Here is a 21472-nt window from a genome sequence, read left to right on the forward strand (position 1 = left end):
GGGCCCCCCGGGGTCCGCCGGCGGGCCCCGGGGGAAGCGGTGAGGGGCGCCCGCTCCGGCGGACGCCCCTCACCGGTCAGGCTTCCCCGGGGTGCCGGGCGGCGTTCGCCGCGATCGCGTCCCTCAGGTGTTCCGCCAGGCCCGGCCGCACGGAGTCGTAGAACGCCTTGAACCGTTCGTCCGCGACGTACATGTCGCCGAGACCCCGGTGGATCTCGTACGTGCAGGTGTAGAACCACTTGGTGATGTGCTGCCGGTGCTCCTCGGCCATGTCCACGGCCCGTGCGCCGTCCGGCCGCTCCCCGGCCTCCATGAGGGCGCCGTACCGCTCGCCCCAGGAGGCCGCCTCGGCCTGCATGCGCTTCCAGTCGTCCTTGGTGTAGCGGGCGGTCCGGCGCCGCGACTCGGCGTACGTCTCCGTGCCGCCCCAGCGGCGTTCGGCCTCCTCCGCGTGCTCCTCGGGGTCCTTGTCCCCGAAGACCTCGAACTTCTCCTCGGGCGTGAGGTTGATGCCCATCGTGCATGCCTCCATGGCGTGCTCCACGGCCGCGGCCATCTTCTGCAGCTTCTCGATCCGGGCGGTCAGCAGCTCGTGCTGGCGGCGCAGGTGCGCGCGCGGGTCCGCTTCCGGGTCGTCGAGCAGGGCGGCGACCTCGTCGAGCGGGAAGCCGAGCTCCCGGTAGAACAGGATCTGCTGAAGCCGGTCGAGGTCGTCGTCGCCGTAGCGCCGGTGACCCGCGTGGCTGCGTCCGCCGGGTGAGAGCAGACCGATCTCGTCGTAGTGGTGCAGCGTGCGCACCGTGACCCCGGCGAATCCGGCGACCTGGCCCACTGAGTAGCTCAACTTCCGCTCCTTCCTCGGTACGCCCTTCACGATGGGCCCTGACGTGAGGTGAGGTGCAAGCCCGGAGCCCCGGGCCTCGCTCCGACGGCGACACTCAGGGTGTTATGTCCGATTGGCGCGCTTAACGTGGGCCCGTGACCCAAGAAGCGGCTCCCCCGGGACCGGCCACCGCCCGGGCGACGCCCGCACGGACGCTGCTGCCGCTGTTCCTCCCCGCCGTGGTCGTGGGAGCGGTCTCGAGCCTCCTGTTCGTGGGCGTGAGCAGGCTCGCCGAACAGCTCAAGGACGTGCTGTGGACGGACCTGCCGGACGCGCTCGGCATCGGCGGGTACTCCTCGCTCTGGATGATCGTCATGCTCACCACCACCGGCGTCCTGGTCGGTCTGGTGGTGTGGAAGGCGCCGGGGCACGCGGGCCCGGATCCGGCGACCCTGGGGCTCCAGGCGAAGCCGATGGCCCCCTACATCCTCCCCGGGCTGCTCGTGGCGACCGTGCTGATGCTGGCGGGCGGTCCGAGCCTCGGTCCCGAGAACCCGATCATCGCCACCAACGTCGCGCTGGCGTTCTGGGCCGGCCGCCGGTTCGCGCCCGGGGCGCCCGGCGAGCTGTGGGTGGTCCTGGCCGAGGCGGGGACGATCGGCGCCCTGTTCGGTACGCCGGTCGCGGCGGCGCTGGTCGTCTCCGAGGCGCTCGCCGGGCGGCAGATGAGGGGTCTGCTGTGGGACAACCTCTTCGGGCCGCTGACGGCCGCCTCGGTGGGCTCGATCATCACGTCGCTGCTGGGACACGCGAGTTTCGACCTGGGGCTGCCCCCGCTCGGCAGCCCCGGCTGGGCCGACGTACTGGCCGCGGTGGTGATCGCCTGCGCCGCGGCGGTGCTCGGCATGGCCGCGGTTCACGCCCTCCCCTACGTCCACAAGGTGTTCGCCCTCCTGCGTCATCCGATGGTGTCCCTGCCCGTCGGCGGGCTCGTCCTCGGCCTGCTGGGCTGCCTGGGCGGGCCGCTGACGCTGTTCAAGGGCCTGGACCAGGTCGCCGAGATCGCCCGGCACCCGGACGGCTGGTCGGCGGGCCGGTTCGCCCTGATGGCCGTGGTGAAGCTGGCCGCGCTCGTCGTCGCCACGTGCTGCGGGTTCCGGGGCGGCCGGATCTTCCCCTCCGTCTTCGTGGGTGCCTCGTTCGGCCTGTGCGCCCACGCGCTGGTGCCGTCGGTCCCGCCGTCGCTGGCACTGGCCGCGGGAGTCCTCGGCACGCTCCTCGCGGTCACCCGGCAGGGCTGGGTGAGCCTGTTCACGGCCGCCGTCCTGGTCAGCTCGCCGACGATCATCGCCCTGCTCTGCATCGCCTCCCTGCCGGCCTGGCTGCTGGTGACCGGACGGCCGCAGATGCAACTGCACGAGGACGGGAGCTCCGTCCGGTGAACCGCCGGGGCACCCTCGTCCGATGAACAAATGGGACACCTGTCCCGCCGAACCGTTGGGAGAAAGCCCATGCCGCTCCACCAGGGCCAGCAGAAGCCCGATGCCCGCTCGCACCGCGTCAACCCCTTCTACGGCGAGGCCAATCCGGTCAGCGGCATGGTCGAGGCTCCGCCCAAGCACCGTCTCCCGGACGGCCCGCTGCCGCCGACGATCGCGGCCCAGCTCGTCCACGACGAGCTGATGCTGGACGGGAACTCCCGGCTGAACCTGGCCACCTTCGTCACCACCTGGATGGAACCGCAGGCGGGCCTCCTGATGGCGGAGTGCCGGGACAAGAACATGATCGACAAGGACGAGTACCCCCGGACGGCCGAACTGGAGCGGCGCTGTGTGTCGATGCTCGCCGATCTGTGGAACGCGCCGGACCCGTCGGCCGCGGTGGGCTGTTCCACGACCGGGTCGAGCGAGGCCTGCATGCTCGCCGGCATGGCGTTGAAGCGGCGCTGGGCCAAGCGCAACGCGGACCGCTACCCGGGTGCCCGGCCGAACCTGATCATGGGCGTGAACGTCCAGGTGTGCTGGGAGAAGTTCTGCAACTTCTGGGAGGTCGAGGCCCGCCAGATCCCCATGGAGGGCGACCGGTTCCACCTCGACCCCGAGGCGGCGGCCGAGCTGTGCGACGAGAACACGATCGGCGTCGTCGGCATCCTGGGATCCACCTTCGACGGGTCCTACGAACCGATCCAGGAGCTGTGCGCGGCGCTGGACCGGCTCCAGGAGCGCACGGGGCTCGACATCCCGGTCCACGTCGACGGCGCGTCCGGAGCGATGGTCGCGCCCTTCATCGACGAGGACCTGGTCTGGGACTTCCGGCTGCCCAGGGTGTCGTCGATCAACACCTCAGGCCACAAGTACGGCCTGGTCTACCCGGGCGTCGGCTGGGCGCTGTGGCGGACGGCGGAGGAACTGCCGGAGGAACTGGTCTTCCGGGTGAACTACCTGGGCGGCGACATGCCGACCTTCGCGCTCAACTTCTCCCGCCCAGGGGCCCAGGTCGTCGCGCAGTACTACACGTTCCTGCGGCTGGGCCGGGAGGGCTACCGCGCCGTGCAGCAGACGACCAGGGACGTGGCACGCGCGCTCGCCGAACGCGTCGACTCCATGGGCGACTTCCGGCTCATCACCCGGGGCGACGAACTGCCGGTGTTCGCCTTCACGACGGCGCCCGAGGTGACCGCGTACGACGTGTTCGACGTGTCCCGGAGAATGCGCGAGAGCGGCTGGCTGCTGCCCGCGTACACCTTCCCGGAGAACCGTGAGGACCTGTCCGTGCTCCGCGTGGTGTGCCGCAACGGCTTCTCCTCCGACCTCGCGGACCTCTTCGTCGAGGACCTGACCCGCCTGCTGCCCGAACTGCGCCGCCAGCCGCATCCGCTGACCCGGGACAAGGGGGAGGCGACGAGCTTCCACCACTGAAAGTCCCGCCCGGTCCTCCCCTCTCCCGGCCCGGCGGGCCGGGCCGGGCCGGGCCGGGCCGGGAGACAACTGCCGCGGGGCGAGGTGGGCTGCCGTGGGGGCCGGAGCGCCCGAGGTGTCCCGGTGTCCGGCCGCCCTGACGGTCCGTCAGCGGCTCAGGCGGGCGAACCTCCTTACCGCCAGCGGGAAGAAGACCGCGAGCAGGGCCAGCGGCCACAGGATCGCGGCGCCGACGTGGCCCGGCTCCCCGCCCGGTCCGCCGAACAGGTCACGGACGGCGGTCGCCGTCTGGGACATGGGGTTCCAGTCGACCAACGTGCCCAGCCAGCCGGGCATCGAGCCGGGGGAGGCGAAGGCGTTGGACAGGAAGCCGACGGGCCAGACCAGGATCTGCACGGCCTGCACCAGCTCGGGCTTCCCCGCCACCAGCGCCAGGTGGATGCCGATCCACAGCATGGCGAACCGGAGGAGCAGGAGCAGACCCATCGCCGCGAGGAACGCGCCGGGGGTGCTGTCGGCGCGCCAGCCGAGCGCGTACCCGACCCCGGCCAGCACGGCCAGGCCCATCGCCGACTGGAGCATGTCGGCGGCCGAACGGCCCACCAGGACGGCGCCGTTGGCCATCGGCAGGGAGCGGAAGCGGTCGACGACGCCCTTGCCGAGGTCCTGGGTGACGGCCAGCATCGTGCTCTCCAGGCCGAACGTCATGGTCAGGGCGAGCATGCCCGGCACCAGGTAGTCGACGTAGTCGCCCTCGACGCCCCGCCCTCCGCCGACCAGATAACCGAACATCAGGAGCAGCATCACGGGGAAGACCAGGCCGACCACCACCTGGACGGGCTGCCGTGCCCAGCGGGCGAATTCGCGGCGGGTCATGGTCCAGCAGTCGGAGAGCACGCGGGCTCCCGCGCGGGGCTCGCGCGGCCCACCGGGCTCCCCCGGCCGCCGGAACCCCTGATCCCCCTCACGGACGGTGTCGTACGTCGTGCTCACACGGCCTCCTTGACTCGCGACTCGTCCCCGGTCAGGTGCAGGAACACCTCGTCCAGCGTCGGGCGCCGCAGCGCGATGTCCTCCGCCTCGATCCCGGCCTCCTCCAGGGTCCGCACGACCGCGGCGAGGGCGGCCATGCGGTCGGTGACCGGAGCGCTGAGCAGACGGCGGTCGGCGTCGACCGAGACGCCCTCCCCCGCGAACGGCAGCAGGGCCACGGCGGCGCCCAGCATGCCCGCGTCGCGCAGCACCACGTCGATGCGGTCGCCGCCCGTCCGGGACTTCAGCTCGTCGGCCGTGCCGTCCGCGATGACCCGGCCGCGGTCGACGACCGAGATGCGGTCGGCGAGCTGGTCCGCCTCCTCCAGGTACTGGGTGGTGAGCAGCACGGTCGTGCCGCCGCCGACCAGGGAGCGCACCGCCGACCACACCTCCGCCCGGCCGCGCGGATCGAGCCCGGTCGTCGGCTCGTCCAGGAACAGGACCTCGGGCTCGGTGATGAGCGACGCGGCCAGGTCCAGGCGGCGCCGCATGCCGCCGCTGTAGGCGCGGACCGCCTTGCGGCCGGTGTCGGCGAGCCCGAAGCGCTCCAGGAGCTCGTCGGCACGCGCCCGCGCGGCACGGGCGCCCAGGTGGTGGAGGCGCCCGAACATCTCCAGGTTCTGCCGGCCGCCGAGCTCCTCGTCGAGCGCGGCGTGCTGGCCGAGCAGGCCGATGCGCGAGCGCACCCGGCGGGCCTCGCGCACCACGTCGTGCCCGGCGACCTCCACCCGGCCGCCGTCCGGCCGCAGCAGCGTCGACAGGACCCTGACCAGGGTCGTCTTGCCCGCGCCGTTGGGGCCGAGCACCCCGTGCACCGTGCCGCGCCCCACCAGCAGGTCCAGTCCGTCGAGCGCGTGCTTGTCCCCGTACCGCTTGCGTACGCCTTCGACGACGATCGCCCCGGTCATCCCGCTCCCTCCGCTCCGGCCCGCTTCCGGGCCGGCTCCGACAGCCAGTAATCAAACTTGACTACTGGCGCGCCAACGGAGGGTAGGCCGGGCTTCGGCATTAGTCAAACTTGATTAGCGGTGAGATGCGCGCGGCTCAGCGCGCGTCCTCCGGGTGCCGCTCCCCCGTCGCGTAGGGGTTCTCCTCGCCCTCCCGGAGGACCCCGACGAACGGCTCGCCCTCCCCGGCGAAGGTGTAGGCGCCGCCCTCGATCCGGGCGATCAGGCCCCGGGTCCAGGCGGCGTCGGCGTCGGCGGAGTGGACCCACAGGTCCATGATCTCGCCGATGTGCCCGAGCTGCGCGGGGCCGTCCTCGGGCACGTAGTACTCGGTGACGGCCCCGCGCCACTGCTCGATCCCGCGGATCCGCTCCTCCAGGAGGGCCACCGCCTCCTCCCTCGGCAGGTCGACGAGGAAGCCGATGCCCGCCGAGCGGACGTCCATCTTCTGGTCGTACGACGTCAGGGACTCGCGCAGCAGCGACAGGAACTCCTCGGTCCCCGCGGCCGTGATCTCGTACTCGGTGCGCGGTGGCCCGCCGGCCGTGGACGGCGCGACCTCGTGGGCGTGCAGCAGTCCCTGCTTGGCCATCTGCTTGAGCGCGTGGTAGATCGAGCCGGGCTTGGCGTTGGACCACTCGTGCGCGCCCCAGTACTCCAGGTCGTTGCGCACCTGGTAGCCGTGGGCCCGCCCGTGCTGGCGGACCGCGCCGAGCACGAGGAGACGGATCGCTGACATACCGCCCAGCCTAGGGGTGGGGCGTTCAGCCCCAGGAGGAGCCCTGCTCCATCGCCACCAGCTCGAAGGCCGTCTTGCCGTCCAGGGACTCGCGGATGATGTCCGCGTGCCCGGCGTGCCGGGCCGTCTCGCGGATCAGGTGGAGGGCCAGCCAGCGCATCGAGACACGGCCCTCGGGCGGGAACCAGGGGTCCGGCGGAAGCGCGAAGGTGTCGTCGAGGCTGGGCACCGAGCGCAGGAAGGCGTCCGTCTCGGCGGCGACCTTCTCCCAGTACGCGAGTTGCGAGGCGACCGTCTCGCCCTCGGCGAGGACGAAGCACTCGTGCCAGTTCGACTCGTCGCGCCTGACCGCCGGCGGCTCGCCCTTGGCCCGCGCGATCCAGCCCTGCTCGACCTCCGCGACATGCTTGAGCAGCCCGGACAGGGAGAGCTCGCTCGCGCTCGGCCGGCTCGCGGCCTGCTCCTCGGTCAGCCCGAGCAGCGCACGGCGGATGCCGCCGCGCTGCTCCTCGACGAAGGCGAGCAGCGCCCCCCGCTCGTCGCCCTGCTCTTCCGCCCGCACATGCGTGACCATGATCTGCCGCCTCTCATCGGGTCCCTCCGGGATGACACCGATGACGCTACGGACCCTTGCGGTCAGGTTCTGTCCGCAAGGGTCCGGGCGCGCCGGACGGTCACGCGAAGGCGTCCCGGGACGCGAAGGCGCCTCAGAAGGGGAAGCGGCTCCGCCCGTACTGCACCGAGATCCACTTGGTCGTGGTGAAGGCGTCGACCGTCGTCTCGCCGTTCAGGCGGCCGATGCCGGAGTGCTTCTCACCGCCGAAGGGGACGAGGGGTTCGTCGTGGACGGTGCCGTCGTTGACGTGGAACATGCCGGTGTCGATCTGCTTGGCGAAGTTCACGCCGCGCTCGACGTCGGCCGTGTGGACGGCGCCCGAGAGGCCGTACGGGGTGTCGTTGACGATCCGGACCGCCTCCTCCTCCCCGTCGAACGGGACGAGGAAGACGACCGGTCCGAAGACCTCCTGGCGCAGCAGGTCCGAGTCGGCGGGGACGCCGGTCAGGACGGAGGGCTCGACCAGGTTGTCCCTGGTGGCGCCGTGCAGCAGGGCGGTGGCGCCCTCGGTGATCGCCTGCTCGACGACGCCCGCCAGCGCGTCCGCCTGGGAGGAGTTGATGACCGGGCCGATGACCGTCTGCGGGTCCCGCGGGTCGCCGGTCTTCAGCGTCCTGACCTTGGCGACGAACTTCTCGGTGAACTCGGCCTCGACCGACCGGTCCACCAGGACGCGGTTGGCGGCCATGCACACCTGCCCCTGGTGGACGTAACGGCTGAAGACCGCCGCGTCGACCGCGTAGTCGACGTCCGCGTCGTCGAGGACCACCAGGGCGCTGTTGCCGCCTAGTTCGAGCACCGAGCGCTTGAAGTTCGCCGCGCAGACCGTGGCCACGTGCCGGCCGACCTTGTCGGAGCCGGTGAAGGAGATGACCTTCGGGACCGGGTGCTCGATGAAGGCGTCGCCGATCTCGGCGATGTCGGTGATGACGACGTTGAGGAGACCGCCGGGCAGGCCCGCCTCCTCGAAGATCTTCGCGACCAGGGAGCCACCGGCGATCGGGGTGTTCTGGTGCGGCTTGAGGACCACGCCGTTGCCGAGCGCGAGGGCCGGGGCGACGGACTTGACCGACAGCAGGAAGGGGAAGTTGAAGGGGCTGATGACGCCCACGACACCGACCGGCACGCGGTAGAGGCGGTTCTCCTTGCCGTCGGTCGGCGAGGGGATGATCTTCCCCTCGGGACGCAGCGCGAGCTGGACCGACTCGCGCAGGAACTCCCGGACGAGGTGCAGCTCGAAGGCCGCCTTGAGCCGGGTGCCGCCGAGCTCGGCGATGATCACGTCGGTGATCTCGGCCTCGCGCTCGTCGATCACCGCGAGCGCCTTCTCGAAGACCGCGCGGCGCGCGTACGCGTTCGTCGCGCCCCACTTCTTCTGGGCGCGCTCGGCCGCGCGGTAGGCGTCGTCGACCTCCTCGACCGTGGCTATCGTGATCGACGCCAGCTTCTCGCCGTCGTACGGGTCGAAGTCGATGATGTCCCAGGAGCCCGTCCCCGGACGCCACTCGCCGTCGATGTACTGCTGGGCCAGGTCGGTGAAGTAGGACGACATGTGCTCCCTCAAATCCCTGTGCTGCCGAGACAGTCCTTGGCCCGGGTCAGCAGACATCCGATCACGGTCTGATCACATGTCATCGTACTTGTGTTTCAAGGGAGTTGGAGGAGACAGGAGAAGTCCGGCCACTCTCAGGAGAGCTGGAGCAGCCCACGCAGGAGATCGCGGCTCTCGGCCGGGCCGGGGCTGTCCTGCTGGAGCTGCTTGAGCGCGCCCTCGTACTGGTTGACGTCCTCGCGCTTGTCCAGGTAGAGCGCGCTGGTCAGCTGCTCCAGGTAGACGACGTCCGACAGATCGGACTCGGGGAAGCTCAGGATGGTGAAGGCGCCGCTCTCGCCGGAGTGCCCGCCGAAGCTGAACGGCATGACCTGAAGGCGCACGTTGGGCCGCTCCGAGACCTCGATCAGGTGCTGGAGCTGTCCGCGCATCACCTCGCGGTCGCCGTACGGGCGGCGCAGCGCGGCCTCGTCGAGGACGATGTGGAACTCGGGGGCGTTCTCGGAGAGGAGGTACTTCTGCCGCTCCAGGCGCAGGGCCACGCGCCGGTCGACGTCGGCGGCGGAGGCGCCCTTCATCCCGCGCCGGACGACGGCGTGGGCGTACGCCTCGGTCTGGAGCAGACCGTGCACGAACTGCACCTCGTACACCCGGATCAGGTGGGCCGCGCCCTCCAGGCCGACGTAGGTGGGGAACCAGCTGGGCAGGACGTCGGAGTAACTGTGCCACCAGCCCGCGACGTTGGCCTCCTTGGCGAGCGAGACCAGGGAGGTGCGCTCGGCCTCGTCGGTGATGCCGTACAGAGTCAGCAGGTCCTCGACGTCCCGGGTCTTGAAGCTCACCCTTCCCAACTCCATACGGCTGATCTTCGACTCGGAGGCGCGGATCGAGTAGCCGGCGGCCTCACGGGTGATGCCGCGCGACTCGCGCAGACGCCGCAGATGCGATCCCAGCAGCATGCGCCGCACCACCGAGCCGCTCGACTCACCAGCGCTCACGTTCGTCAGCCTCCCCAGCCGTCTTCCAGACGCCGCAGTCTGCCACTAAAACACTTCAAGCAGTACTCGTTCAGTTACGGAAACGGAAAGCGGCCAAAGCACAGGCACAGGAAGGGATCAGTGAAGCGGCAACAACTGAGAATAAGGTGAAGGAAGAAATGAGCAAGAAGTAGCAGAGGAAGGTCCAATTCGGGCGCGTGCACGTGCATCTGCCCTTGCATCTGCTGTACGCATTCGGAACCATGGTCCCCGCGCCACCGCTGCATCGCAACGACCGCGAACACCCGGGAGTGCCTCGCATGGGGACGAATGGATCGACCATGCTCGAACCCTTACGGCAGGGCCTTCCGCCTCTCGATCCCGCAGCCGTGTCGGGCGCCGCCTCGTGCGCCCTGCCCGCCCGCTACGAAGCGGTGCGCGAGGCCCGGCAGTTCACCCGCGGAACGCTGGACCAGTGGGAGATCGGCGACCGTTTCGACGACGTCTGCCTCGTGGTCTCCGAACTCGTCACCAACGCCCTGCGGCACGCGCTGCCCGCGGACACGCCCCGCAAGGACGACCAAGGGCCGTCCGTACGGCTGCACTTGATGAGGTGGACCTCACGACTGGTGTGCGCCGTGCGCGACCCCAGCCACGAGAGCCCGGTCGCCGGCGACTCGGAGGACTTCGCGGCGGAGTCGGGGCGCGGCCTCTTCCTGGTCGACTCGTTCTCGGACAGCTGGGGCTGGCACCCGCTCGCCGGAACGCTCAGCGGCAAGGTCGTCTGGGCGCTGTTCCGGCTGGGAGCGCAGCCGGGTACGGCCGCGCCCTCATCCGAGTAGCGAACCGCGGCGCCTTTTGGCGCCGCGGTTCTACGCGCGTTACTAAACACTGAGTGAAGCTCACCCCAGGTTTACGTGATCCGCGCCGCGCTCACCCTCCCGCGGGCGGCCGGTCCGGGGCGGCTCGTGACCACGGCCGTCAGCCCGCGATCAGGTGGTCGAACTCGCCGTCCTTGACGCCCAGGAGCATGGCCTCGATCTCGGCGCGCGTGTAGACGAGCGCGGGCCCCTCGGGGAACCGCGAGTTCCGCACGGCCACGTCACCACCGGGCAGCCGCGCGAACTCCACGCAGGAACCCTGTGAGTTGCTGTGCCGGCTCTTCTGCCAGGCGACGCCGTCCAGCTTGGTCGCGGCCATGCCGTTGTACACGAATTCAGCCATACCGTCGTACACGTCATCCACGTCGAACACGTCGTGGTCCACAGGTCACTCCCCCGGTCGTGCAGTGGCTGAGGTGGCCATAGATGCAGTAGTCAACTGACTCGGATCATAGCTCTGTTCATGTGCAGATGCATGGGCAGATGCACGTGCACGCGGGGTGGTCCTGCGGTTACAGCTTTTACCGGCCCTTGACTACCGGCTGTCGTTCACCCGACTACGGCCCGCGCCTCACCGGAGTGCGGTGCGGGCCTACATCTGGTCCAGCGCATTCCCCAGAGACCGCATCACATGCGATCTCCAGCCCCCGTCCATGATCTTCCGCGCCATCATCTGTGCGGGATCGTCCGGATCGAATCCCTCGTGCACTAGGAAGAGACGCGTACCGCGCCCTTCCTGTTCCAGTGTCCAGGTAATGGTCCAGTCCGCGGTCCGCCGCGGGTCGGCGTCGGCCCACCGGACGCTCAGCATCCGCTGGGGCTCGTAGGCGAGAACGCGCACGTCGACCGTGCCGGAGAAGTTCACGCCCGGGCGCGGGACGGCGGTCAGCGTGTACCGGTGACCGACCTCCAGCCGGAAGTCCTCCGACCCCGGCATCTGCCACTGCGCGAGCAGTTCGGGCTCGGTGAGCGCGCGCCAGACCTTGGCGGGCGGATGCGGCAGGAACTGGGCGACGCGGATGGTCGTGAGGTCGTCGTCGGCGGGGGCGGGGGCGGGGGCGGGTCCAGGGGCCGAGGGATCTCGGGGGTCGGCGTCCTGCGGGTCGGGGTCGGGATGGTGCGGGTCGGGGTGGCGCGGGTCGGAGTTCATGTCCTGCGGGTCGGAGTTCATGTCTCGGCATCGTCGGGCATGCGGTCCAGGAGGTCACCGAGACCCATCAGCCTGTCGCGCCAGAACCGCTCGTACGGATGGAGCCAGTCCTGGACGTCGGCGAGCGGGGCGGCCTCCAGACGGTAGATGCGCTGCCGGCCGGCGCGCTCCTCGGACACGAGTCCGGCCTCCCGGAGCACCTTGAGGTGTTCCGAGAGGCTGGGGCGCCGCATGGCGAAGTGGTCGGCCAGCGCCTGGACGGGCTGGGGCCCCTGCTCGCGCAGGAGCCTGAGCACTTCACGACGGGTGGCGTTGGCGAGTGCCGCGAAGAGCCGGTCCTCGCGGGCGGCGGGAGCGTCGACGGGAGCACCGGCTCCCGCGGGGGCCCCGGCCGGGGTTCCGGTTCCGCCGGGAACGCCGGCCGGGGCCCCCGCCTCGGTACGCGTTCCGGCCGCGGCCCCCGGCCCGGTCCCGGTTCCCGGTCCGGCACCGATTCCCGTCATGGTGCGCCCAGCCCCCTTCGCTCCTACTCCGCGGCCGACTCCAGGGCCTTCTCCGTGATCAGCATCAGACCGTTGCCGTCGGGGTCCCGGAACGAGGCCATGCGGCCCCAGGGAAGGTCGTCGGGACCCTCCACCGCGACACCGGCGGCGGCGAGCCGCGCGCGGTCGGCGTCGACATCGGTCGTCACCAACATGATCCCCCGGGCCTCGCCGGGTGTGAAAGCCCCCATTCCCGGACCCGAGAGCGTGAAGACGGTCTGCGCTCCCTCCGGTGCCACCTGGAGCCACCGGCCGGACGGCAGGTCCAGGTCGGCGGTGACCGCGAATCCGAGGACGTCCCGGTAGAAGCGGAGGGCCCGGTCCTGGTCGGCGACCGGAAGCGTGACGAACGAGGCGTGAGTGATGTTCATGGCCGCAGCATAGGTAGGGGATTCCCTACGCGTCAACCGTAGGGAATTTCCTACCCATGGCACCCTCGTGCCCTCCCCGCTTCCTCCCCGCTTCCTCTCCCACGTCCTTCCCGGCGGTCTCCCGCCTCCTTCCCGACAGCCCCCCCTCCCGCCCTGGCGCCCGCCCGTGAGCAACCGCACGCCTGATTCCCGGAGGGGGCGCCGGGGCCTCCTGATAGCTTGCTTCGATCGTCCGTGCGACCCGCATCCATCCCACCCTTGGGGGCTTCAGTGACTACGGCGACCTTCCCGTCCCGCCACGCGCGTGTCGCGGCCGCGACCGCGGGACTGGCGGCGGCGCTCGTGCTGACCGGCTGCAGCGGCGGGAGCGGCGACTCCGGGGACCCGTCGGCGAGCCCGAACGCGTCCGCGACGGACGCCGCCGGTACCGGCGGCGGCTCCGGAAGCACCTCCGCGGCGGGCGGCAAGCTCCAGGGGAGCTGGCTCACCACCGCGGACGGCAAGGTCGTGGCGCTCATGATCAACGGCAAGCAGGCGGGCCTCTTCGCGACCGGCGGCACGGTGTGCAGCGGCACGTCGTCCGACGAGGCGGACATGCAGATGATCCGCCTCTCCTGCACGGACGGGAGCAAGAAGCGCGCCGTCGGCATGGTCGACTCCGTCAGCGGTACGACCCTGACGATCACCTGGGAGGGTGACCTCGGCAAGGAGACGTACACCAAGAGCGAGGGCGGAAAGCTGCCCACGGGTCTGCCCACGGCGGGCCTGGGCTCCTGAGCCCACGGGTTCCTGAAGGCGGGATCATGAACGCCCGATGACCCGATGACCGGTCGGCCGATGCCTCCGTCACCCGATGGCCGGTCACCCGCCGGCCCGGCCGCCCGGTCGCGAACCCCACGGGATCGTGCCGCCGTACCGACAGGTCCGGAGCGCCCGCGGGCAATACCGGGCGATACCGGTCCCGTGCGGGTGAACGGCAAGGGCTGCGTGACCCCGGCCGACCCGAGTGCGTGATGATCCATGCACATCGTCACGACTTCCAGGGGAATCCATGCGCGCTCTGCCCATCGCCGTCACCGTCCTCGCGGCGGCCCTCGCCCTGACCTCCTGCGACGGCGGCTCCGACGGCACCGGCAGCTCCGAGAAATCCGGTGACACGGCCGGCTCGGCGACGAAGGCGGCCGCCGCGGCCTGCGCGATCGGCGACACCGGGATCCAGGTCGGCCCCGCGAACGCCGCCACGGCCGCCGGGGACACGGGCAACATCCCCGTCACCCTCACCAACAAGGGCGCCCCGTGCACCCTGAAGGGCTTCCCCGGGCTCACCCTGGAGGCGGGCGGCACCTCCGCGGACATCGAGGCGGACGGGTCCGCGGCACCGGAGGAACTGCCCCTGGCCGAGGGCGAGACCGCGTCCTTCACCATCACCTACGTGCGGGGCGCCGAGGGCGACGCCAAGACCCTCGCCGTGAAGACGCTGAAGATCGCCCTGCCCGGCGCCGACACCGCGCAGAGTTTCCCGTGGTCGTACGGCCCGGTCGCGGGGAAGGCATCGGCGACCGAGCCGAACGCCTCCACGACGCCGTTCCAGCACGCGGGCGACTGACGTACGGCACGACGGCTGACGTACGGCACGGCGAGCGACATGCAGCACGGCACGCGGCACGACGGCTGACGTACGGCACACGGTCGCGGCACCCGCCCGCGGCCGTGGCTCCGGTCCTAGGGGAGCGGGCGTCTGCCCCGGACCTGTGCGCGGTCCGCCGCCGCGGCGCCCTCGTGCCATCCGGCCTCGTCGGTGATCCCGCGCATCCGCGTCGTCACCGTTTCCGGGAACATCCGGTCCAGGTGGTCCGCGACCGCCACGTCACGGGCCGCCAGGACCGGCAGCAGCTCCTCCTCCGTGGCGGTCACCTGTTCCCCGGCGACCGACGCGAGCCGGTCGCCGATCCGGTGCGCGTACGCGGCCAGGAACGACTGCCGGAAGGTCTTCGTCCGCTTGCGGCCGCCCGCCCGCTGCGCCGCCTCCGCCTTCGTCATCGCCGTCGTGGCCTGCACGAGGAGCGAGGTGTACAGGAGCTCGACCGCCTCCAGGTCGGGTTCGAAGCCGACGACGGTCGAGAAGCAGAGGGCCTCGTTCCACACGGCCCGGCAGCGGTTCGCCCCCGCGACCGCGTCCAGGAGCACGGCCTTGGCCGTCTCGTACGGCGGCTCGACGCCGATGCGGCAGGCGCCGGGCGCGTCCTTCGCGTGGGTCCGCGCCGCGAGCAGCGCCTCGTCGATGCTGTGCCGCGCCATCAGCTCCTGCGCCTTGGCGCTGAGCGCCTCCGCCTCCTCGGGGAACCCGGTCGCCTCCGCCTTCGCGAGCAGGGCGCGGATGCGGGTGAGCATGCGCGTCTCCTGCGGGGCGGCGGCCGTCACCGGCTCCCTGGGCGGGTCCAGCGGCTCGATGGAGGGCAGCCGCAGGAGCAGGCGGTACAGCTCCAGGGTCACGGTGGCGCGTGAGAAACGGTCGGCCCGGAGGTCGTGGGGTTCGGCCTCCAGCTCGTCGAGCTGGGCCGCCCAGCGTGCGCCCCGGGGCGCGCCGTCGCCCTCCCGTTCCTTGAGGATCAAGGAGATCACCAGGCGTACGTGCACGTCGTCCAGGTCGCGCCGCACGATCCGTACGACATCCGCGGGCTGCCAGCCGCGCCGCCAGCCCGCCGCGACGAACTCCTCGCCGCGCCGTGCGAGCTCGGCGTCGGAGGCCGGGTCGGCGGCGAGGACGGAGGCTCCGGCGTCGAGCGCCGTCTCGGTGTCGGCGTAGAGGGCGGCCGCGAAGGCGCGCTCCACGGTGCTGGACGTACTCATCCCCCGATCGTGTCACGGGCGGCCCGGGGGCCGGCCCGCACCCCGCGCCGCGGCCATGAACTCGTCCACACCCTGTGGACAGTGCGTCGCCGCCCGTCAAGGCGCCACGCCGTCACCGCGCTCCCCGGCCGCCGACGAGGCCCCCGAACGGGTCCCGTACGGACCGGCCGCCGAGGAAGTCCGGGGGCGGCCGGATGGGAGGTCCGGGACGACCGGGTGGGAGGTCCGGGACGTCGGAAGGCATTGTCAGACCCCCCTGCAAGACTCGGGGGCATGACCGGGCGCTGGGCTCTCGCGCCGGCCGAGGACGGTGGCGTGGAGCTCGCCGCCCTCGGCCCCGACGGGCTGCCCACGGGAGGGATCCGCCGGGAGGCGGACCTCGCGGAGGCCGTACGGACCCGACCGGACGTGAGCCGGTGGGTGTGGCGGTCGACGGCCGACGTCTACCCGCGACTGCTCGCCACGGGGGTGCGAGTGGAGCGGTGTTACGACGTGGAGGCCGCCGAGACCCTGCTGCTCGGACACGAGGGGCGGCTCGGCGAGCCCCGGTCGGCGGCCGCCGCGCTGGCGAGACTGCGCGGCGGCCCCGTGCCGCCGGACCCGCCGCAGCGTTCCGCCGAGCCCGGTTCGCAGTCGTCCCTCTTCGAACCCCGCCCGGTGCACGTGCCGCTGGCGGACCTCCTCGCGGTCTACGCCGACCAGCAGCGCCGGCACGACGCGGCCGAGCACCCGGACCGGATGCGGCTGCTGACGGCCGCCGAGTCCGCGGGGACGCTGGTCGCCGCCGAGATGAACCGGGCGGGGCTGCCGTGGAGCGCGGGCGTCCACCGGGACGTGCTGCACGAACTGCTCGGCGACCGGTACACCGGGGGCGGCGAGCCCCGGCGCCTCGCCGAGCTCGCCGCCGAAGTGTCCGCCGCGTTCGGACGACGGGTCAGACCCGACCTGCCGGCCGACGTGGTCAAGGCGTTCGCGCAGGCCGGGATCAAGGTCAGGTCCACCCGGCGGTGGGAGATCGAGTCGGTCGACCATCCGGCCGTGAAGCCGCTGATCGAGTACAAGAAGCTGTACAGGATCTGGGTCGCGCACGGCTGGTCCTGGCTCCAGGACTGGGTGCGCGACGGGCGGTTCCGGCCCGAGTACCTGCCGGGCGGGACCGTCACCGGCCGCTGGGTGACCAACGGCGGCGGCGCGCTCCAGATCCCCAAGGTGATCCGGCGTGCCGTCGTCGCCGACCCAGGCTGGCGGCTGGTCGTCGCCGACGCCGACCAGATGGAGCCGCGCGTCCTCGCGGCCGTCTCCCGCGACCCCGGTCTGATGGAGGTCGCGGGCCGGGAGAGCGACCTCTACCAGTCGGTGTCGGACCGGGCGTTCTCCGGCGACCGGGCGCAGGCCAAACTCGCCGTGCTCGGCGCCGTCTACGGCCAGACGTCCGGGGACGGCCTGAAGAACCTCGCCCTGCTCCGCCGCCGTTTCCCCAAGGCGGTCGCCTACGTCGACGACGCGGCCCGCGCCGGTGAGGAGGGGCGCCTGGTGCGGACCTGGCTGGGGCGGACCTGCCCTCCGGCTGCCGGGACGGGCGGCGGAGGGGAGGAGGCGGGCATCCCGCAGGACGGTCCCGACGAGGCCGCCGCCGACCAGGGCTGGGTGCCGGGGTACGCGTCCTCCGACTCCCGCGCCCGCGGACGGTTCGCGCGCAACTTCGTCGTGCAGGGCAGCGCCGCCGACTGGGCCCTGCTGATGCTGGCGGCCCTGCGCCGCACCTGCTCGGAGCTCGCCGCCGAGCTGGTCTTCTTCCAGCACGACGAGGTGATCGTGCACTGCCCCGCCGAGGAGGCCGACACCGTGGTGGCCGCCGTCCGTGACGCGGCCGAGCTCGCGAACCGCCTCACGTTCGGGCCGACGCCGGTGCGTTTTCCGTTCACGACGGCGATCGTACGGTGCTACGCGGACGCGAAATGACGGCGCCCGCCCGGCACCGGGCGGCACCGGCCTCCGGTAGGCCTCACGGTGAAGCCGTCACCACCGGTCCACCCGCCAGCAGCTTCCGCAGCTCGCCCGTCACCGGACTGTCCGTCTCCTCCAGGGCCTCCAGAGCCGACGCCCACTCCTCGTGGGCCGCTTCGGCCTCGCCGCCCTCCCACAGCAGCAGACCCGCCTGGTGCCGGGCGAGGCCCCCGGTGTAACGGTCGGCACGGCGGTCGGCACGGCACCGCAGCAGGTCGCACTCGCGCGCGGCCCGCTCCGCGTGGCCGACACCGCGCAGGGCCCGCACCAGGCCGAGCCTGGTCTGTGACTCGCCGTGCCAGTCGCCGTGGCCGCCCAAGATGCGCAGGCTCTCCTCGAAGTGCGGTACGGCGGCGGCCGGTTCGCCGAGCGTGAGGTGGGCGTAGCCGATGTTGCAGTGCGCGGAGTGCCGGATGATCACGTCCTGCACGGAGTCGCCGATCGCGAGACTGCGCTTGTGGTGCTCGATGGCGGCCCGCGGGTCGGTGTGCTCGTACAGGTTGCCGAGGTGGCTGTAGGTGATGGCCTCCATGTGCGGGTCGCCCAACTCCCGCGAGAACTGGAGGCTCTGGAGCAGTGCCTCACCCGACTCGGCGTGCCGGCCGAGGGATTCGAGGAGCATGCCCCGGTTGTTCAGGGACCGCCGCTGACAGGAGAGCACCCCGAGGCGCCGCCAGATGCCGAGCGCCTCGTCGTTCAGGGCGAGGGCCTCGCCCACCCGGCCCGTCATGAAGTGCAGGCCCCCGAGGTCGCCGAGCGCGTACGCCTCGGCGGCCTCGTCGCCGAGCAGCCGCGCCGCATCGAGCGCGGCCCGCTGGAGGACCTCCAGCTCGGCCACCCGGCCACTGCGCTGGACGTACGGGTTGAGCAGGCGGGCCAGCAGGGGAAAGTACGGCGAGTCGTGCGCGTACCGCTCCGCGAGCGCGACCACGTTCGCCAGCTCCGTGTCGCCCCAGGCGAACGCCTCCCGTCGGCAGCGGAACGGGGGCGTGGCCGCCACGTCCGCCGCGTGCCCGGCCGGCTGCGAGGCGGTCGGCCTGCTGCGGTCCTCCCTGTCGAGACCGGGTTCGACGATCGCCTCCAGGGAGCGGGCGGCGACACCGGCGTACCAGCGCAGGGCTCGCTCGGCGACGGCCGCGTCATGACCGGCGGCCAGGTCCGCTGCCGCCGTCGGTGCCGTGGGGGCGCACTCCGCCGCGCCCGCGATCTCCCGGGCGAAATCCCGTACGAGATCGTGCGGCGCGTACCGCCCGTACGCGGTCTCCTCCAGGAGGGCGACATCCACGAGGCGGTCGAGCGCGGCCTCGGCGCGGCGTTCGTCGGTGCCGGTGAGGCGGGCGACGAGGGCCGCTCCGTACGCGGGCAGGTCGAGCGCGCCGATGCGGCACAGGGCGAGCGCCGCGTCCCGGTCGGCCTCGCGCTCGGAGGCGCCCAGCGCGTCGTGCGCGACGGCGAGCGAGCGGCGCACGCTCAGGTCGTCGTACTCAAGGTGGTGCAACCGCCCTTCCGTGGCGGCCAGTTGACCGGCGAGGACGTCGGGGGTCAGCGCGCGGCGGGCGGCGAGACGGGCCGCGACGACCCGCAGGGCGAGCGGCAGCCGGCCGGTGAGCTCGACGAGGGGGTGGCCTCCGTCGAGTCCGTCCCGGCGGCCGGAGACCGCGCGGAGCAGGGCCGCGCTGTCCTCGTCCGTCAGCGGCGCGAGCGGGAAACGGTCGGCGCCGTCCAGGGCGGTCAGCGGCGAGCGGCTCGTCACGATCACCGCGCAGCCCGCGCCGGCCGGGAGCAGCGGGCGCACCTGGGCGGCGTGCGCCGCGTCGTCCAGCACCATGAGGGTGCGGGTGGGCGCGAGCATGGAGCGGAGCAACGCCGCTGCCGCGTCGGGGTGTTCGGGGATGCGCCGGGGTTCCGCCCCCAGGTCGCGCAGGAGCGCGGCGAGCGCCTGACCTGCGGTGAGCGGGGTCATGCCGGGGGTTGCGCCGTGCAGGTTGACGTACAGCTGACCGTCGGTGAAACGTTCCCGCAGTCCGTGTGCGACGTGGAGCGCGAGCGCGCTCTTGCCGACGCCCGCCATCCCGCTGATCACCGCGACGCGCGGCAGACCGGTGGCGGGACCGCCACCGGAGGACCGGCCGTGCGCGCCGCCCGCTCCGGAGGACGTCGGGCCGGCTGCCCTGCGGGGCGTCCGGCCGGGCGTCCCGGTGGTCGTCGTGACGCCGGAGCCGGGGCCGGGTGTGCCGGCGGACGTGTCCGGGGAGGCTCCGCCGTCGGGTCCGCGGTCCGGGTGTGCCGGGTCCTGAGGGTGGGCGAGGCGCGCGGGGTGTTCCGGGTCCAGGATCTGGAGCAGCCGGTCGCGGACGTCCTCGCGTCCGGTGAAGTGTGCCGGGGGCGGCGGGAGCTGGGCGGGCCGGGGCGGCAGGGCGACGCCCTGTTCCCCCGCCTCACCCCCGGACTCCCCCGCCCCGCCGTCCCCGCCGTCGTTCCGGACCGGGCTCCCACCGCCGTCACGATCGCCGTCGCGGCCACCGCTCCCGTCCCGGCCGCCATCACGGTCGCCATCACGGCCGGTGTCCCGGCCCCGTCCGGCATCACGATCGCCGTCACGGCCGACGCGCCCGCCCCGACCGCCGTCACGGTCGCCGTTCCGGCCCCGATCTCCGTCGCGGTCGCAGTCGGCGTCCCCGCCCCGGCCCTCGCCGCCGCGACCGCCGCGGCTACCGCCGTCCACGCGACCGCCGTCGCCGGTCCGCCCCTCGCTCCGGCCCCGGCCACCGTCCCGGCCGGCGCTCCGGCCGCCGTCCCCGTCCCCGCCGTACCCGTCCTCGGCCCGGATCCCGTCGCCGGTCCCGTCCGCGTTCCGGTCCCATGCCGGGTGCCGGACCGCACCCCCGCCGTACTCCCGGTCGCCGTCTCGCTCGCGGGCCGTTTCCCGGGCCGGGGTCCTGCCCCCGGCCGGGGGCCCGTCTCCGGTCCGGGCCCCGTCCGGGCCGGCGGTGCCGGGCCCGCGCGAGGGCGGGTCGGCGGGGTGGATCCCGCCGGGGATCCGGTCGTTGTCCCGCAGGATCTCCAGGTGGGCCCTGCGCACGGCGGGTCCCGGCTCGATGCCGAGTTCGTCGAGCAGACGGGCCCGCAGATCGCGGTGGACGGCGAGGGCCTCGGCCTGGCGTCCGGTGCGGTGCAGCACGAGCATCAGAAGCCGGTGGAACGACTCGCGGAGCGGGTGCTCGGCCGTACGGGCGGCCAGTTCCGGGGCCAGCCGGTCGAGCCGGGACGCCGTCGGGTCGAGGCACAGCTCGGCCTCGTACCCCCATTCCAGGACGAGCAGCCGGGCCTCCTCCAGGCGCTGGACGAGGGCGTGTCCGCCGGTCTCGGGCGGCAGCCCGCTCAAGGGGGTGCCGCGCCACAGCGCGAGCGCGGCGGTGGACTCGCGCAGCGCCCGCTCCCAGTCGCGCTCGGCGTGCGCGTCCCGCGCCGCGGTGGCGTGCCGCTCGAAGACGCGGACGTCCAGCTCGCCCTCACCGACCCGCAGGACGTACCCCGGCGGTATCGCACGCAGCCGTTCGGGATCGTCGAGGAGACGGCGCAGCCGGGTCACGTGGTTCTGCAGGGACGCCTGGGCGGAGGCGGGCGGCGCCCCGCCCCACAGCGCGTCCTTGAGCGCGTCGACGGAGACGACCCGGCCCGGTTCGAGGAGCAGCGCGGTCAGCAGGGCACGCATCTTGCGGCCGCCGATCGGGCCGGCCTCGCCGCCGGCGTCGTAGAGGACGGGCGGCCCCAGCAGTCCGAACCGCAGCCCGTTCCGCATCACGCCGCCCATTGCCTTTCCGCCCGGCCGCGACGGCCGCGCACCACGGCGGTTTCGCGCCCTCGCGGGACGGGTTCGCGCCGGTCAAGTGATCGTCCCCGAGGGAACCGTTGGCCATATGTTAGCGATCCGTTGGCGCAGGCTGATGTGATCAAGCCATCGGATCTGGCCCGACGGTGCGCGCGTACTACGCGTAACTCGGGGGAGTGTCGCCGCCGTGGCCGGATCCGGGAACGCGCGAGGCCCTGGTCGTCGAGGTGAT

The 21472-nt window shown here is 72.6% G+C and carries 18 protein-coding genes and 1 pseudogene; 6 read left to right on the top strand and 13 right to left on the bottom strand.

Features of this window, described 5'->3' with window-relative positions; all coding sequences use genetic code 11:
* Window positions 1-76 precede the first annotated feature (76 nt).
* Entirely contained in the window at window positions 77-844 is a 768-nt protein-coding gene (locus ACFW6B_RS05605) for a MerR family transcriptional regulator (RefSeq protein WP_386592324.1), read from the bottom strand.
* Between the two features lie 134 nt (window positions 845-978).
* Here ACFW6B_RS05605 and ACFW6B_RS05610 point away from each other — a divergent pair, with 134 nt between their 5' ends.
* The gene (locus ACFW6B_RS05610; RefSeq protein WP_386592326.1) at window positions 979-2265 is read left to right on the top strand and encodes an ion channel protein; all 1287 of its coding nucleotides are present in this window, start codon (window positions 979-981) and stop codon (window positions 2263-2265) included.
* 69 nt (window positions 2266-2334) lie between these two features.
* A complete protein-coding gene (locus tag ACFW6B_RS05615) occupies window positions 2335-3741 on the top strand; it encodes a glutamate decarboxylase (RefSeq protein ID WP_386592328.1) in 1407 nt (468 codons plus the stop codon).
* A 147-nt stretch (window positions 3742-3888) separates the two neighbouring features.
* Here ACFW6B_RS05615 and ACFW6B_RS05620 read toward each other — a convergent pair whose 3' ends face one another.
* The 6 genes from ACFW6B_RS05620 to ACFW6B_RS05645 all read right to left on the bottom strand — a co-directional run bounded on the left by ACFW6B_RS05620 (window position 3889) and on the right by ACFW6B_RS05645 (window position 9589).
* Entirely contained in the window at window positions 3889-4617 is a 729-nt protein-coding gene (locus ACFW6B_RS05620; RefSeq protein WP_386592700.1) for an ABC transporter permease, read from the bottom strand.
* A 113-nt stretch (window positions 4618-4730) separates the two neighbouring features.
* Window positions 4731-5684 carry an ATP-binding cassette domain-containing protein gene (locus ACFW6B_RS05625; RefSeq protein ID WP_386592330.1) on the bottom strand — a complete coding sequence of 318 codons (954 nt, stop codon included), beginning with the start codon at window positions 5682-5684 and terminating at the stop codon, window positions 4731-4733.
* Window positions 5685-5820: 136 nt separating this feature from the next.
* A complete protein-coding gene (locus tag ACFW6B_RS05630; RefSeq protein ID WP_386592332.1) occupies window positions 5821-6462 on the bottom strand; it encodes a PadR family transcriptional regulator in 642 nt (213 codons plus the stop codon).
* A 25-nt stretch (window positions 6463-6487) separates the two neighbouring features.
* Window positions 6488-7036 carry a DinB family protein gene (locus ACFW6B_RS05635; protein WP_386592334.1) on the bottom strand — a complete coding sequence of 183 codons (549 nt, stop codon included), beginning with the start codon at window positions 7034-7036 and terminating at the stop codon, window positions 6488-6490.
* 133 nt (window positions 7037-7169) lie between these two features.
* Window positions 7170-8630, bottom strand: coding sequence for an aldehyde dehydrogenase family protein (locus tag ACFW6B_RS05640; protein ID WP_386592336.1), 1461 nt, complete (start codon window positions 8628-8630; stop codon window positions 7170-7172).
* Between the two features lie 134 nt (window positions 8631-8764).
* A complete protein-coding gene (locus ACFW6B_RS05645; RefSeq protein WP_386592702.1) occupies window positions 8765-9589 on the bottom strand; it encodes a helix-turn-helix domain-containing protein in 825 nt (274 codons plus the stop codon).
* A gap of 338 nt (window positions 9590-9927) precedes the next feature.
* Here ACFW6B_RS05645 and ACFW6B_RS05650 point away from each other — a divergent pair, with 338 nt between their 5' ends.
* Window positions 9928-10449: an ATP-binding protein gene (locus ACFW6B_RS05650; protein WP_386592338.1), complete on the top strand. Its 522-nt coding sequence runs from the start codon at window positions 9928-9930 to the stop codon at window positions 10447-10449.
* Between the two features lie 139 nt (window positions 10450-10588).
* Here the strand turns inward: ACFW6B_RS05650 and ACFW6B_RS05655 are convergent, their stop codons facing one another.
* From ACFW6B_RS05655 to ACFW6B_RS05670, 4 genes and pseudogenes are all read right to left on the bottom strand, one after another.
* On the bottom strand, window positions 10589-10873 hold the full coding sequence (locus tag ACFW6B_RS05655; protein WP_386592339.1) for a DUF397 domain-containing protein: 285 nt from the start codon (window positions 10871-10873) through the stop codon (window positions 10589-10591).
* Between the two features lie 207 nt (window positions 10874-11080).
* A complete protein-coding gene (locus ACFW6B_RS05660) occupies window positions 11081-11659 on the bottom strand; it encodes an SRPBCC domain-containing protein (RefSeq protein ID WP_386592342.1) in 579 nt (192 codons plus the stop codon).
* Window positions 11656-11985: pseudogene (locus ACFW6B_RS05665) on the bottom strand (ArsR/SmtB family transcription factor); the annotation flags it as partial. The pseudogene ACFW6B_RS05665 and the gene ACFW6B_RS05660, both read right to left, overlap by 4 nt.
* 179 nt (window positions 11986-12164) lie before the next feature.
* A complete protein-coding gene (locus ACFW6B_RS05670) occupies window positions 12165-12551 on the bottom strand; it encodes a VOC family protein (RefSeq protein WP_386592344.1) in 387 nt (128 codons plus the stop codon).
* Between the two features lie 270 nt (window positions 12552-12821).
* Here ACFW6B_RS05670 and ACFW6B_RS05675 point away from each other — a divergent pair, with 270 nt between their 5' ends.
* Both ACFW6B_RS05675 and ACFW6B_RS05680 read left to right on the top strand, forming a co-directional pair.
* Entirely contained in the window at window positions 12822-13328 is a 507-nt protein-coding gene (locus ACFW6B_RS05675; protein ID WP_386592346.1) for a hypothetical protein, read from the top strand.
* A gap of 274 nt (window positions 13329-13602) precedes the next feature.
* Window positions 13603-14157, top strand: coding sequence for a DUF4232 domain-containing protein (locus ACFW6B_RS05680; protein ID WP_386592348.1), 555 nt, complete (start codon window positions 13603-13605; stop codon window positions 14155-14157).
* Window positions 14158-14273: 116 nt separating this feature from the next.
* On the opposite strand, the gene ACFW6B_RS05685 is transcribed toward ACFW6B_RS05680, so the two are convergent.
* Complete coding sequence (locus tag ACFW6B_RS05685; protein WP_386592350.1) at window positions 14274-15401, bottom strand: DUF2786 domain-containing protein; 1128 nt, start codon at window positions 15399-15401, stop codon at window positions 14274-14276.
* Window positions 15402-15674: 273 nt separating this feature from the next.
* Here ACFW6B_RS05685 and ACFW6B_RS05690 point away from each other — a divergent pair, with 273 nt between their 5' ends.
* Window positions 15675-17363, top strand: a complete 1689-nt coding sequence (locus ACFW6B_RS05690; RefSeq protein ID WP_386592352.1) for a bifunctional 3'-5' exonuclease/DNA polymerase — start codon at window positions 15675-15677, stop codon at window positions 17361-17363.
* A 43-nt stretch (window positions 17364-17406) separates the two neighbouring features.
* Here ACFW6B_RS05690 and ACFW6B_RS05695 read toward each other — a convergent pair whose 3' ends face one another.
* Window positions 17407-21222, bottom strand: a complete 3816-nt coding sequence (locus ACFW6B_RS05695) for a BTAD domain-containing putative transcriptional regulator (protein WP_386592354.1) — start codon at window positions 21220-21222, stop codon at window positions 17407-17409.
* Window positions 21223-21472 lie beyond the last annotated feature (250 nt).

Origin of the sequence: Streptomyces sp. NPDC058751 (genome assembly GCF_042746485.1) — a bacterium.
In the GTDB taxonomy this organism is placed as follows: Bacteria; Actinomycetota; Actinomycetes; order Streptomycetales; family Streptomycetaceae; genus Streptomyces.